Below are 15,359 nucleotides of genomic sequence, written 5' to 3' on the forward strand. Positions count from 1 at the left end.
TTGTAGGTTTGTTTTACATTAAAACTTATAGTTGTATCCTAGACGAATAACTTGTGTTTCATAATAATCATTACTAGTATAATGAAAACCATTTCCTTGAATTTCTTTTTTAGGAACCATACTATTTAATAAGTCAGTAGCATTAATGAAAAATTCTCCTTTGCCATTTTGTACCGTTTTTTTGATTCCTAAATCTACAGAGTAACGCGACTTTATTTTTCCCTGCGCAATCACATCGGGTGCTAAATATATTGCGGTTAATTGTGCATCAATTTTCTTAGCAAAATGGAAGCTATTATTCCATTTAATATTGCCGGAATAAATAACTTGTTCATCAGCCGAAAATAAATGCGTAGTGGGATATTTATTTTCAACTGTAAAAGCATTAATTTGATTGCGATACGCATTCATATTGACATTAAAGGAGTATGATTTACTTATTTCTTGTGATAATACCATTTCAATTCCGGTATTGTAACTTTTATTTACATTTTGAAAAGTAGCATAAATAATGTCACTTCCAGGAACTGTGCTCGAAATTCTAGTAATAGTGCCATCGGCAAAACGATGATAAAGTGCATTGTATAAACTTCCTTTTTTCCATGATTTTTTGTATCCAAGTTCTAATGAATTAGTAAACTGTGGTTGCAACTGTGGGTTTCCAACTTTTATGATTTCGGCATCATCATATTTGGGAAAGATACGAATGTCAACTTCATTGGGTCTATCGACTCTTCTGTTAAAAAATACCGACATCTTATTATCGTCATTAAATTTATAAGCTAATCTCATATTAGGGAAAGGCTGTGTATAATTATAGCCATCACTTTTGTAAGTATTGTGATTAGGATTCACTTCGTAATTCAAATCAACATACTCTAAACGTAAGCCTAGCTCCGCTTCCCATTTGATACTTTCAAAAACATAATTACCATATACTGCTGGAATCAATTCTTTGTAGGTCGCTGGTCCACCAGCATCAGCATCTATTACTGAGTTTTGCCCTGGTTTGAATTCCATATTAGTAGGAATATCTCTTTTTCTAAATTTGATTCCCGTTTCGATTCTACCTTGTTTTAAGGGTTCAATATAGTCTAGATTAAAATCATATACCGTTTCATCAGAAAGTAATTTAAATGCGTCTGTTCCGGTAGATCCGACTAAAATATTGTCATAAAAATATTTCTCATCCTCTCTATGGAAAGTGTAATTCAACCCAATGTTCAGTAGACGTCCCGCTTCTTTAAATTTGTGTTGGTAGGAAGCTGTTGCCATTACAGTCGTTTTTAATTCATCTTCTAAAAACTGCCATAACCTTCTTCTTTCTGAAAAATCGCCATTGAAAAACGGTTGATCACCTCTGTCGATAATTTTTTCGCTCCCAAACATTCCTGAAACGGTCAGGGTATTTTGGTCATTAATGTAATAATCAAATCCAGATTTTATAGTGGTAAAATGCGTGTTTCTATTTCGTTTTAATTGAGAATTGATAATATCACCATTGTCATACGTACGAGTCACAAACTCATTTTTGTTCAAGGTTTCTGTATAAAGATAATCTCCTTGAAAAAAGGCATTGATTTTGTTTTTACGATAATTTAGCGAAAGCGAAGGATTTATTTTTGGTGTCAAAGTATATTGTGGACGAATAGTAGGTAAGTTTTCTTTACGAACCCATAAGGAACCCAAGCCTGAAGTGAGTCCCACTTTTCCATTAAATCCTTCTTTTTTATTTTTTTTGTAAATGATATTAATGATTCCAGCATTTCCGTTTGCATCATATTTGGCCGAAGGATTGTTGATGATTTCGATTTTTTCAATTGCTGAAGCTGGAATATTGTCTAAACCACTTTGACTTCCAAAACCAGTTAATGCCGTTTGTTTGCCGTCAATCAAAACCATGACTTTGTCGCTTCCTCTCAGTTGGACTTTACCATCTTGCACGGTAACACTAGGTAAATTTTGCATGGCTTGTAAAACAGAACTTCCTGATTGCGTAATATTATCCGCTACTGAAAATGTCTTTTTGTCCATTTTATTACTAATCGCTTCTGCTTTGGAAGTAATAATTACTTCATTCAATGAATTGATGTTTTCGTTTAGTATAATGGTTTTTAGATCCAAGAAATCAGAGAGTGTTCCAATGAACAAGTCCTGTTGAGATGTAGTATAGCCTAAGGATGAAATTTCCAGAATATAATTTCCGTTTTTTATATTTGTCAAAGTGAAGCGACCAGATTCATTACTGATGGTACCAGCAACAAAAGTTTGTTTGGTAGTTTTTAGAAGCACATTTGCAAAAGGTAAACTGTTATTTGTTTTTCCTTCTTTTACAAGGCCTGAGACAGTTACTTGCTTGCTCTGAGCCCTAGAAATATTTGTAATCAAACATAAAATGAAGAGCGTTTTTAAAAATATATTTTTCATAGATGTGTATTTATTTTGTGTTTAAAATGATTCCTACTCCTAGTTGTTTTCCGTTATAGAAAGGAGATATTATTCCTGTATTTGTATTATTTTTCTTTTTGAATATTCGATTGATGTAAGGGAAGGTCCAATAGGCAATTTTTGTTGATAAAATACCAATTCCAGCTCCCATCGTAACATCAGTCAACCAATGACGGTTGTTGTAAATACGAAAAGCACCTGTTCCTGCTGCAACCAAATAGCCCGATATTCCATACCAAACTGACACGTCTTTGTATTCCTGCCATAAAAATTCAGCGCCTGCAAATGCAGTTGCCGTATGACCAGAAGGAAAAGAATTATTAGCTGTGCCATCAGGACGTTCGATATTTGAAATCTTCTTCAAAGGCAATACGATGGAAGACATGAGTAAATACGATGTTGCCAAAATTATCGAACGGTCTCTTAAATTATTTTTCCCTTTAATTCCCATATTATTTAATGCGTAAACCGTTACGGCAGGTGCGTACTGGGAGAAATCATCTACTGTTATTCTTTTGTCAATGTGCTCGTTGACTTCCTCTTTGATTTCTGAATTGATAGATTTTATAGCATCGCTTTCCAAGCCAATTATGCTATAAGACATTAAAGTGACTGGAAGGATTAATTGTTTATAATTAAAATGTATGTTTTCCTGTTTTGTTGAATAAATGCTATCCTGTTTTATTAATTGTTGTGCTTGACTATTTACATTTAACGTAATAAGCATGTAAGCTACATAATAAAGGTGTTTTTTCATTGTATATTTTTTTCAATATTGTTTAAATATTATCTAAAAACGAATAATTAATATTAGAGTATTGGGGGACGAAAAATAGAGTAATCAGGATTATAGGAGTAAAACTTATTTTTAAAAATAGAAGTCGATTTTTGCTCAAAGGAATACGGTACAGTAGTATTTTTAAATTCAAAAATAACTATCTTTTCTTTTAAAGGGATAACTGGATTAATTTGGAAAAAATTCCACCATTTGATGTGGTTTGTCATCATCTTCCGTTTCATCATCTTCAAAAACCCCATCTAAATTCATTAAATATTCTACAATAAAATCACCTAAATTTAAATCAGGGTCTTCGGTAACTTTACAATAATCATACATTTCAGGCAAGTGAATCAAATTCGAGAAATTACCCAAAGGAAGACAAATCACTCCTAGAGTATAGTAAACAAACAGAAATATGTAGAATGTTTTTCTCAAATTTTTTAAAAATGCTCCAAATGTAAATTATTTATATGCAATAGACGTTAATGAGTGAATAAGGTTTAAAATAAAAATCGGCTAAAAGTTTTATTTTTAGCCGATTTAAATATTTTGAAAAGAGTCTTAATCTAAAAATGATTTTAGCTCTTCATATGTTTTTATTTTAGTACTTACTTTATCTTCGTGCATAACTGCTTCAATTTGAGCAGGAATTGAAAGTGTAATATTCAAAGCTGGTTCTACAACATCTAAAAACTTAATTGGATGCGCTGTTTCTAAGAAAATACCAATTGCATTTTCGTGTAACGGTAATTCTTTCTTTAAACCTAAATAACCCACTGCACCATGAGGTTCTGCAACATAACCATTTGTTTTGTATATGTTTTGCATGGCAACCGTAGTTTCTGCATCGGTAAAGCTATAGGAAGAGAAATCTTTTTTGAATTGCTCCAAATCGTTTTGATACATTTCTTGAATACGAATAAAGTTACTAGGATTTCCTACGTCCATCGCATTAGATATCGTCGCAATCGAAGCTTTAGGGTCGTATTCTCCGTTTACTAAGAATCTTGGAACGGTGTCATTCACATTCGTAGAAGCTACAAAATGGTGTACAGGTAATCCCATTTTTTTAGCAATAATTCCTGCACAAATATTCCCAAAATTCCCACTTGGACAAGAGAAAATTAATTTTTTATTTTGACTTTTCAAGGTTTTGTATGCAAAGAAAAAGTAGAACATTTGAGGTAGCCAACGTGCAATGTTGATAGAATTGGCAGATGTCAATCCTTTGTGTTTTAGACTTTCGTCCAAAAAAGCTTTTTTGACCATGTCTTGACAATCGTCAAAAACGCCATCTACTTCTAGCGCTTTGATGTTTTGTCCTAAAGTTGTTAATTGTTTTTCTTGAATGTCACTTACTTTTCCTGAAGGATATAAGATGATAACTTCAACTCCTTTTACGCCCAAGAAACCACTGGCAACAGCGCCTCCTGTGTCTCCAGATGTAGCTACAAGAACCGTATTTTTACTATCTTTTTTATCTCGGTTAAAATAACCCAAGCAACGGGACATGAAACGTGCTCCCACATCCTTGAAAGCCATTGTTGGTCCATGAAACAATTCTAAAGAGTAGATTCCGTTTTCAAGAGGAACTACCGGGAAATCAAAGCACAAAGTATCGGCAATGATTTCTTTTAATTTAGTTTCTGGAATTTCATCTCCAACAAATTGTTGAATTGCAGCAAATGCAATTTCTTCATTACTTAAATTTTCAATGTTGTCAAAAAAGTCTTGTGATAATGGTGTGATACTTTCAGGAAAGTACAACCCTTTGTCAGATGCTAATCCTTTAATAACCGCTTCTTCAAAAGAAACGTTCGGTGCATTATGATTTAAACTGTAATATTTCATTGTGATTTTTGATTTTTGATTGAAGATTAACGATTTTTGATTTTTTCTAGTAACAACTGTTACATCTTAAGTCAGAAATCGTTAATCAAAAATCTTAAATATTTTTAATACTTATTTTATAACTCTCATTCCTTCGTCATTCACTTTACAAACATGAATTTCGTAAGGTAAATTGATACTATCGTAAACGGCACACATGGCTTTTGCAGCTTTTTCAGCAGTCTCTTTTCCTTTGCTTAACGCAAAAATAGAAGGACCAGAACCTGAAATACCTGAGCCCAAGGCACCTTGTTCGTATGCGGCTTGCTTAATTAAATCAAAACCAGGAATCAAAACAGATCGTAAAGGCTCTATAATTTCATCATGCAATGAACGACCGATTAATTCATAATCTTGGGTGTATAAACCAGCAATCAATCCACCAACATTTCCCCATTGTGTGATAGCACTTTTTAGAGAAACGGTTTGTTTTAATACCGAACGTGCGTCCGATGTTTTCAACTCTATTTGAGGATGAATAACTGTAGCATATAACAATGAAGGGCTTTCAATTTTTATTATATCCAAAGGATTTGCACTTCTTACCAAAGTAAAACCACCCAAAAGGGCAGGAGCAACGTTGTCTGCATGGGCATTACCAGAAGCTAGTTTTTCTCCTTGCATGGCAAATTTCACCAATTCTGTTCTGGTAAAAGGATTACCTAGTAATTCATTCGCACCAAAAACAGCCCCAGCTGAACTAGCAGCACTACTACCAATTCCGCTTCCTGCTTTGATGTGTTTGTATATTTCAATTTCAAAACCAAAATCGGTTTCCACCTCTTCAAGCATAGCTAACAAAGCGACACCTGCAACGTTATTTTCGGTTTCAAGAGGTAAATTGGCACCTTCAATTTTTGTGATTCGAACCCCTTTTTCTTTTGATTTTCGAATAATCATTTCGTCCCCAACATTGTCTAGGCATAATCCTAAAACATCAAAACCACAAGATAGATTGGCAATTGTAGCAGGACAAAAAACTTTTATTTCATTCATTTTTTTTGTAGTTTCTAAGCTTCTTAGATCCTAAGTTTCTAAGTTCCCCAGTTTTATATTCATTTTACAATCTTAGTAACTTAGAATCTTAGTCACTTAGTATCTTTTCTTAAACGTTACCTATTCTAATTACATCAGCAAATATTCCGGACGCAGTAACTGCCGCACCTGCACCTGCACCTTTGATTAATAAAGGCTGGTCCACGTAACGGTCAGTGAAAAACAATACGATATTGTCTTTTCCTTCCAAGTTATAGAATGGATGATCCTTTGGGATAAATTGCAATCCTACACTAGCTTTGCCATCTTCGAATTTTGCAACATATTTTAATCTTGATTCTTTACTTATAGCTTCTTGATAAATTGCATCAAAATGAGCTGCGTGCTCAATTAATGAAGCAAAGAAAGCTTCGTTAGAATTAGTTTGCAAACAAGCTGCAGGCATAAAAGGATCGTTAGTAATTTCTTCAATATCCATTTTATATCCACTTTCGCGAATCAAAATTAATATTTTTCTAGCCACATCAATTCCGCTCAAATCAATAGTTGGGTCAGGTTCTGTAAAACCTTGTACACCTGCTTCTTTTACGACATCGTGGAAAGAGTTTTTATCATCAAAATTATTGAAGATAAAATTTAAACTTCCTGATAATACGGCTTGTATTTTGTGGACTTTATCACCAGAAGCAATTAAGTTTTTAACGGTGTCTATAATAGGTAATCCCGCTCCAACATTCGTTTCAAATAAGAAAGGAGCATTGTATTGACGGGATAGATTTTTTAATTTTATATAGTTGCTGTACTCAGATGCACATGCAATTTTATTACAAGTAACAACTCCAACACTTTGTTCTAAGAACCTTTCGTATAATTTTGAAACCCCTTCGTTGGCAGTGATGTCTACAAAAATACTGTTACGTAAATTAAGTTCTTTTACTTTAGAAACAAAACAATCTTGGTCGGCAGTTTCTCCTTTTTCGTCAAGAAGGTCTTTCCATTTTTTCAAGTCCATACCATCTTCGTCAAAATACATTTTTCTAGAATTAGATACAGCAATGACACGAAGGTTTATTTTTAAATTTTCTTTTAAAAATTTCTTTTGTTGTGCAATTTGAGAGATGAAAATTTCCCCTACGTTACCAACACCCATTACAAATAAATTCAATTGTTTGGTGTTGTCTTCAAAGAAACGTTCGTGAAGTGTATTCAATGCTTTCTTGACATCTCTTTCGTTAATAACCACTGAAATATTTCTTTCAGAAGCACCTTGAGCGATGGCACGAATATTTACATTGTTTTTCCCTAAAGTACTGAACATTTTTCCGCTCAATCCTTGGTGGTTTTTCATTTTCTCGCCTACAAGTGCAATGATACAAAGGTTTTTTTCAACGATGCAAGGTTCAACTTTATTTTGTACGATTTCAATTTCAAATGCCTTATTGATTGCGCCTTCTGCTTCTTCAGCATCTTCATTTAAGATCCCGATGCATATAGAATGCTCAGAGGATGCTTGTGTGATGAAAATAACATTAATATGTACTTGAGAAAGTACTTCGAAAAGCCTTTTTGAAGAACCAGTTACTCCGATCATTCCTGGGCCTTCAAGTGTGATTAAAGTAATGTTTTCAATATGACTTATACCTTTTACAGGATTAGTACTAGCTATTGGGTTATTTGAAATATAAGTTCCTTCTACTTCTGGAGCAAAAGTATTCTTAATATAGATTGGAATGTTTTTTTGTAAAACAGGTTGAATCGTTGGTGGATACAATACTTTGGCACCAAAATGTGACAATTCCATTGCTTCTTGATACGAAATAGTAGCGATTGGCTGTGCTTGTTTTACAATTTTTGGATTGGCAGTAAACATTCCGTTTACATCAGTCCAAATTTCTAAATCGTCTGCATGTAATGCTGCGGCAATGATGGAAGCGGTAAAATCGGAACCACCACGACCTAAAGTAGTACTTATCCCTTCTGTCGAAGAAGAAATAAATCCTGGCATAACCACAACTTGATTTTCATTCGAATCAAAATAATTCTTGATTAATAAATTAGTAACGTCAAAATTAACGTTGGCTTTTCCAAAATTATTATTGGTTTTAATTAATTCGCGACTGTCTTTGTAACTAGTGTTTTTTAAATTTTGTTTTAAAGCTTCAGCGATAATATAAGAAGAAAGTAATTCTCCAAAACTTAAAATTGTATCCAAAGTTCTAGCGGAAAGTTCTCCCAAAAGAAAGCATCCATCCAGTAAAGTTTCAAGGTGGTTGATGATTCTTTTAATATGACTTAATAGACCGCTTTGTTCGCTAACTGGAATTAGTTGCTTTAGAGTATCTAAATGTGTCTTTTCAATTTCAGCAATGATTTCTTTGAAACTTTCATCATTAGCGGCGGCTTTTGCTGCCGCAAGATGTAGTGTGTCAGTGATTTTACTAAGCGCAGAGACAACTACTATTATTTTATCTTCTTTGGCTTTATTAGCGACGATGTCTAAAACTAATTTTATATTTTGTGCATTGGCAACTGAAGTTCCGCCAAATTTTAATACTTTCATTTCGTTTGTTTTATTTAAAAAAAAATGTACTATTTTTTATATATCCAAGACCTTCCTTTAAATAAGGAAAATGCAAATATAAGATTATATGTGAATTGTTTACCCCTAAGGGGTAGTAGTTGTTGTAAAAGTAACAGAAAGTACAACTTCATTAGAAGTTGTTAGGGAAGTAAAATATGTGTTTCTGTAATTGTTCATATTAAGAAGCCCAAATGTACATATTTTTTACAAAAAAGCAAAATGCTTACTCTTTAATTTGTTTTTGATTAGCTAATGTTATAGTTAGTCAGTGGTTTAAGTTTAATATGGATTTGTTCTTATAGATGCGTATTGATAAAAAAAAATAATTTAAATTTGCGCACAACAATAAAATAGATAAAAATGTCAATAAATAGTATTTTTCAGTTTTTAGTTCCAAAAGATAAAAAGTTTTTTCCTCTATTTGAAGAAGCTTCAAGTAATTTAATTGAATTAGCGTCAGATCTTCATGAAGCAGTTAATTTACCATTAAAAGAAAGAGAAGCTCTTTTTCAAAAGATTGATGTTTTGGAACAAAGAGGAGAAGATATTACGCGCCAAACAAATTTAGAGTTAAGTAGAAACTTTATTACTCCTTTTGATAGAGAGGATATTCATTCATTGATTACTTCAATAGATAATGTTGCTGATAAATTACACGGAGCTGCTAGTATCATGCGTTTATATCAAGTAGATAAAATCACTAAATCTATAAGGAAATTAACGGAAATTAATCTTGAGGCTTGTCAAAATATTGACTCAGCTGTAAAAGAGTTAAGAAACTTGAAGAATCTTAGAAGTATTACTGAAGCTTGTGCTAGAATTAGCAAATTGGAAAACAAATCAGATAATGTTTATAATAAGGCAGTTTTTGAGATTTTTGAAAATGAAACAGACGTTAAAAATATTATTAAATATAAAGAAGTATTATCTGTTTTAGAAACGGCTACGGATAAGTGTAAGAGTGTTGCTAGTGTATTAGAATCAATTGCAGTAAAACACTCTTAATTTAATCGTTACATTTCTGAAACTACATTTATGGATTTTACATTACTTATAGTTATAATAATTTTAGCCTTGATTTTTGACTACATCAATGGTTTTCATGATGCTGCTAATGCAATTGCTACTGTAGTTGCTACAAAGGTACTGTCGCCTTTTCAGGCGGTACTTTGGGCTGCTTTTTTTAATTTTTTAGCCTACTGGGTTTTTGGTTTTGGAGTGGCAGATACTGTTGCAAAAACTGCACACACTATGGATATTAATCTAGTCGTGATTCTCGCAGGTGTGATTGCGGCTATTTGCTGGAACTTACTCACTTGGTGGTTGGGAATTCCTTCTAGTTCTTCTCATACTTTGATTGGAGGTTTTGCTGGTGCAGCTATTGCACACGCAGGTTTTGAAGTGGTTTCATGGTATAAAGAAGGAAAAGATGGAGGAATGCCATCGGGAGTTTTAATCATCATTGCGTTTATTGTACTTGCACCTTTGGTAGGAGCGTTGATGTCCTATTTAATCTCTCTTTGGTTATTACATTCGTCGAAAAAAAGTATTTATCCTAAACTATTTACATTGGCTTTGATGGCTTTTACTATTTGGTTTATCGAAGGGCAAATGGTATATTATGAAGCTATAGAAAAACCACGTTTTGATTCTCATTTTCTGAGTGTTGCGTTTGAAGCTCATAATTTAAAATGGTTTTTGGTTGCTTTTATTGTATTGTCGGTAAGCATGTTTTGTTTGATTTTTAGTTATTTAAACTTAAATCAAGCATCATATTGGTTGAAAAAGATGCAATTATTGTCATCTGCAGCCTTTAGTTTAGGTCATGGTGGGAATGATTCTCAAAAAGTAATGGGAGTTATTGCTGCTGCTGTTGCAGTATATATTCATACAACTGGTGCGGCTCAAGAGAGTTTACCTGAATGGTTGAATGTGGTGCTACCAAATGATAAAGGAGATTTTCATATGCCAGGTTGGATTCCATTAGCTTGTTATACGGCAATTGCGGCAGGAACTTTAAGCGGTGGATGGAAAATTGTGAAAACAATGGGTTCTAAAATCACAAAAGTAACTTCGTTTGAAGGTGTGGCCGCGGAAACAGCTGGAGCTTTAACTTTATATTTTACAGAACATTTGAAGATTCCGGTGAGTACAACGCATACTATTACCGGTTCTATCATTGGAGTTGGATTGACTAAGCGTGTTTCTGCAGTTAGATGGGGTGTTACTGTGAGTTTGTTATGGGCTTGGGTATTAACGATTCCAATCTCGGCTTTGTTAGCAGCTTTGTTTTATTATATATTAAGTGCTTTTATTTAGAAAGTGTTACTACATAAATTGATTAAAAAAAACATCCTAATTACTATAAATTAGGATGTTTTTTTTGCCTTATATAAATTTCTTTAAGTGGACTTACTTTGATTTGATGAAGTTCTTTTCAATTGCTTTAATCATTTCTCCAGCGATATCTTTATTAGTCGCTCCCTCGATACCTTCAAGTCCAGGGGATGAATTTACTTCCAGTAATAACGGACCTTTAGAGGAACGAATGATATCTACACCTGCTACTTTTAAATCCATCGCTTTTGCTGCTTTAATTGCAATGCGTTTTTCTTCAGCTGTTGCTTTGATTACTGAGGCGGTTCCTCCTAAGTGGATATTTGCTCTAAATTCACCTGGCATAGCTTCTCGTTGAATAGTTGCTACAACTTTTCCATCGATTACAAATAAGCGTAAGTCTTTTCCGTTAGCCTCTTTGATGAATTCTTGTACAAGAATATTTGCATTTAAGCTTTTGAAAGCATTGATAACACTTTCTGCTGCTTTTTTTGTTTCTGCTAATACAACTCCTTTTCCTTGTGTTCCTTCCAGTAATTTTACAATTAATGGTGGTCCGCCTACCATTTTTATCAAATCATTAGTATCCAAAGGGGAATTTGCAAATCCAGTTGTAGGAATACCAATACCACTATGTAGTAATAACTGTAGGGAGTATAATTTATCTCGTGACTGCGTAATAGCCATTGAGGAATTTAAACAATATACATTTAAGGCTTCAAATTGACGGGTTAAAGTACAACCATAAAACGTAGCACTAGGACGTATTCTAGGGATAATAGCGTCAAATTTATTTAATATTTTTCCGCCTCGATAATGAATCTCTGGTTTTTCGGCATCGAGTTTCATGTAACATTCTTTAATGTTTAAAAAATGCATTTCATGTCCGCGCATTTCACCAGCTTCCATGATCCTTTTATTACTGTACAATTCAGGATTACTAGCTAATAGCCCAATACGTAAGCCTGTAGTTTGTTTTTCAGCATCTTTGTAAAGGCTTTTAAGGTTTTCTGGAGTTGGTTGTCCTAATAAGTATTGTTGTTCGGGATCGACTAATACACGTCCGCTCATTGCTTCCCGACCTAAAAGCATACGGTAGCCCATTGAATCTCGGTTTGTTAACGTCATTTCAATAGTCCATTTTTCTTCTCCAATATCTATGGTAGTTTGGATGACATACCTCTGTTCTCTGAATCCACTTGAACTTTTAACAATTCGCTTATCAATAAGTGGGGCTTCACAGTGGATAACTGTTTTTTGATTGTTTTGAATTGGATTGATATCGAATTTCACCCAATTTGCTTCATTTTTTATAAAAGGAGCAATATTTATGGCATGTAAAGCGGAAGTTTTAGCGCCTGAATCAACACGTGCTTTGATGGTTGGGATTCCTAATTCTGGAAGCGAACACCATTCTTCACTACCAAGTATGACTTTATTTTGAGACATAATGTATCGTTTGTTTGGTCTAATTTATGTAGGGGCAAAAGTAGATATAGTTTTTTGAATTCGTTAAGAAAAAAGTTTAAAAAATAAACCCGTTATGTTAATAAAACGTAACGGGTTTATAGAATAGTTATAATTGTAATTATGGGTTTGTAGCTTCGCCTGCTTTATGAATTACAACAGACAGTTCTTGTGCTCCATCTTCAATATCCATAAATATTTCATCGCCTGAATGTATTTTAGAGGTGATGATTTCTTCTGCAAGAGTATCTTCAACATATTTTTGAATAGCTCTTTTTAGAGGTCTAGCACCAAATTGCTTGTCAAAACCTTTGTCTGCGATGAAACTTTTTGCTTTGTCTGAAAGATTTAATGTGTAGCCTAATTCGGCAACTCTAGCAAATAATTTTTTTAATTCAATTTCTATAATTAAATCGATATCTTCTTTTTCTAAAGCATTAAATACAATTACATCATCAACACGGTTTAAGAACTCTGGAGCAAAAGTTTTCTTTAAAGCGTTTTCAATAATGCTTTTTGAATTATCATCGGCTTGGGCTACTTTGGCAGCAGTTCCAAAACCAACACCTTGACCAAAATCTTTTAATTGTCTAGCTCCAACGTTTGAAGTCATGATAATTATAGTGTTTTTGAAGTCTATTTTACGACCTAAACTATCTGTTAAGAAACCGTCATCGAGTACTTGTAAAAGCATATTAAATACATCTGGATGTGCTTTTTCAATCTCATCTAAAAGAACAACTGCATATGGTTTTCTTCGTACTTTTTCAGTCAATTGCCCCCCTTCTTCGTATCCAACGTATCCTGGAGGTGCTCCTACTAATCTTGAAATAGCAAATTTCTCCATGTATTCACTCATGTCAATACGTACTAGGGCATCTTCAGAATCGAATAATTCTCTTGCAAGAACTTTTGCTAATTGTGTTTTACCAACACCTGTTTGACCAAGAAAAATAAACGAACCAATAGGTCGGTTAGGGTCTTTTAGGCCTGCTCTATTTCTTTGAATAGAACGCGAAATTTTCAAGACAGCTTCTTTTTGACCAATAACTTTACTTTCAATTAATTCGGGCAGTTTTGCTAATTTATTACTTTCAGTTTGGGCAATACGATTTACAGGGATTCCAGTCATCATTGAAACTACATCAGCTACATTGTCTTCGGTAACTTCAATTCGGTTATTTTTAGCATCTTCTTCCCATTGTTCTTGTGCGATGGCTAAATCTTTTTCAAGACGTTTTTCATCGTCACGAAGTTTGGCTGCTTCTTCGTATTTCTGTTTTTTAACTACAACATTTTTAAGCTCTCTAATGTCTTCTAATTGGCGTTCTAGGTCAAGAATTTGCTTAGGGACTTCAATATTAGTGATATGAACACGAGAACCAGCTTCGTCCAAAGCATCAATTGCCTTGTCAGGTAAGAACCGCTCAGACATATAACGATTGGTTAATTTTACACAAGCTTCAATTGCTTCTTGTGAATAAGTAACATTATGGTGGTCTTCGTACTTGTTTTTTATATTGTTTAAAATAATTATTGTTTCGTCAACAGATGTAGGTTCTACAATAATTTTTTGAAAACGTCTTTCTAAAGCACCATCTTTCTCAATATATTGCCTGTATTCGTCAAGCGTTGTTGCTCCGATACATTGAATTTCTCCTCTTGCTAATGCGGGTTTAAACATATTGGATGCATCCAAAGACCCAGTTGCTCCACCTGCACCTACAATCGTGTGAATTTCATCAATGAAAAGAATGATATCGTCATTTTTTTCTAATTCATTCATAACGGCTTTCATACGTTCTTCAAATTGACCACGATATTTGGTACCTGCAACAAGACTAGCTAAGTCAAGAGTAACAACGCGCTTATTGAATAATATACGAGATACTTTCTTTTGGATAATACGTAGAGCAAGTCCCTCTGCAATAGCAGATTTACCCACACCTGGTTCTCCAATTAAAAGAGGGTTGTTTTTTTTGCGTCGACTCAAAATTTGACTTACACGCTCAATTTCTTTTTCACGCCCTACAACAGGATCTAATTTTCCTTCTTCGGCCATTTCGGTTAAATCTCTACCAAAGTTGTCAAGGACTGGAGTTTTAGATTTTTTATTCGATTTGTTAGATGGAGTGTTGAAGTTGCCCTCTTTTAGGCTGTCATCTTGTCCTGGATCGTCATTATAGGAATCAGTAGCTCTAGGTAGGTTTTCTAAGAATTCTTCTTCGTTTGGTGTCATATTTAAATATTGTTCTTTAGCTATATCATAATCTATTTTTAGTTTATTTAGTAGCTTTGTTGTTGGGTCGTTTTCGTTTCTTAATATGCAAAGTAATAAATGTGCTGTACTGATTGAAGTGCTTTGAAAAACTTTAGCTTCTAAGAAGGTTGTTTTTAAAGCTCTCTCCGCTTGACGAGTCAAATGCAGGTTTTTCTTTTCTATATTGGTCTCAGTGGTAGGGTTTGCGGGGCTTAGTATTTCTACTTTTCTGCGTAAGTGTTCTAGGTCAACAGAAAGGTTGTTTAATATCTTTATTGCTTTTCCATTACCGTCCCTTAAGATACCAAGCATTAAGTGTTCTGTTCCTATAAAGTCATGGCCCAGTCGCAGGGCTTCTTCCTTGCTGTAGGTTATAACGTCTTTTACTCTTGGTGAAAAATTATCATCCATAATATTTGTATTGGTATCAGTAAATTTAGTGAATTAGTATTTTAAAAACAAAAATCATTCCTTTCTAGGGTCTTGACAGCTAATTGACAAAAAAAATAGATAATACATCTATAAATAAAGGTTAATTTATTAAATAAATACAACCTGCGTTTGTTAATAAATCATTGAAATTAGTGTGTTAAAAAGCT

The 15,359-nt window shown here is 33.6% G+C and carries 10 protein-coding genes; 2 read left to right on the forward strand and 8 right to left on the reverse strand.

Features of this window, described 5'->3' with window-relative positions:
* Positions 1-18 precede the first annotated feature (18 nt).
* From ABZP37_RS10165 to thrA, 6 genes are all read right to left on the reverse strand, one after another.
* Positions 19-2,427 carry an outer membrane beta-barrel family protein gene (locus ABZP37_RS10165; RefSeq protein WP_366182711.1) on the reverse strand — a complete coding sequence of 803 codons (2,409 nt, stop codon included), beginning with the start codon at positions 2,425-2,427 and terminating at the stop codon, positions 19-21.
* 10 nt (positions 2,428-2,437) lie between these two features.
* On the reverse strand, positions 2,438-3,205 hold the full coding sequence (locus ABZP37_RS10170; protein ID WP_366182713.1) for a phosphatase PAP2 family protein: 768 nt from the start codon (positions 3,203-3,205) through the stop codon (positions 2,438-2,440).
* A 207-nt stretch (positions 3,206-3,412) separates the two neighbouring features.
* The gene (locus ABZP37_RS10175; RefSeq protein ID WP_366182714.1) at positions 3,413-3,664 is read right to left on the reverse strand and encodes a hypothetical protein; all 252 of its coding nucleotides are present in this window, start codon (positions 3,662-3,664) and stop codon (positions 3,413-3,415) included.
* 126 nt (positions 3,665-3,790) lie between these two features.
* Entirely contained in the window at positions 3,791-5,080 is a 1,290-nt protein-coding gene (gene thrC / locus ABZP37_RS10180; RefSeq protein ID WP_366182716.1) for a threonine synthase, read from the reverse strand.
* Between the two features lie 111 nt (positions 5,081-5,191).
* Positions 5,192-6,115: a homoserine kinase gene (locus ABZP37_RS10185; protein ID WP_366182718.1), complete on the reverse strand. Its 924-nt coding sequence runs from the start codon at positions 6,113-6,115 to the stop codon at positions 5,192-5,194.
* 109 nt (positions 6,116-6,224) lie between these two features.
* Positions 6,225-8,675 carry a bifunctional aspartate kinase/homoserine dehydrogenase I gene (thrA, locus tag ABZP37_RS10190; RefSeq protein WP_366182719.1) on the reverse strand — a complete coding sequence of 817 codons (2,451 nt, stop codon included), beginning with the start codon at positions 8,673-8,675 and terminating at the stop codon, positions 6,225-6,227.
* 381 nt (positions 8,676-9,056) lie between these two features.
* Between thrA and ABZP37_RS10195 the strand changes: the two genes are divergently transcribed.
* Together ABZP37_RS10195 and ABZP37_RS10200 are read left to right on the forward strand one after the other, a co-directional pair.
* Complete coding sequence (locus tag ABZP37_RS10195; protein ID WP_366182721.1) at positions 9,057-9,701, forward strand: DUF47 family protein; 645 nt, start codon at positions 9,057-9,059, stop codon at positions 9,699-9,701.
* A gap of 30 nt (positions 9,702-9,731) precedes the next feature.
* Positions 9,732-11,015: an inorganic phosphate transporter gene (locus tag ABZP37_RS10200; RefSeq protein ID WP_366182723.1), complete on the forward strand. Its 1,284-nt coding sequence runs from the start codon at positions 9,732-9,734 to the stop codon at positions 11,013-11,015.
* Between the two features lie 93 nt (positions 11,016-11,108).
* On the opposite strand, the gene rimK is transcribed toward ABZP37_RS10200, so the two are convergent.
* Together rimK and ABZP37_RS10210 are read right to left on the reverse strand one after the other, a co-directional pair.
* On the reverse strand, positions 11,109-12,482 hold the full coding sequence (rimK, locus tag ABZP37_RS10205) for a 30S ribosomal protein S6--L-glutamate ligase (protein WP_366182725.1): 1,374 nt from the start codon (positions 12,480-12,482) through the stop codon (positions 11,109-11,111).
* A gap of 139 nt (positions 12,483-12,621) precedes the next feature.
* A complete protein-coding gene (locus ABZP37_RS10210) occupies positions 12,622-15,171 on the reverse strand; it encodes an ATP-dependent Clp protease ATP-binding subunit (protein ID WP_366182726.1) in 2,550 nt (849 codons plus the stop codon).
* Positions 15,172-15,359 lie beyond the last annotated feature (188 nt).

The sequence above is a fragment of the Flavobacterium ovatum genome, from assembly GCF_040703125.1.
In the GTDB taxonomy this organism is placed as follows: domain Bacteria; phylum Bacteroidota; class Bacteroidia; order Flavobacteriales; family Flavobacteriaceae; genus Flavobacterium; species Flavobacterium ovatum.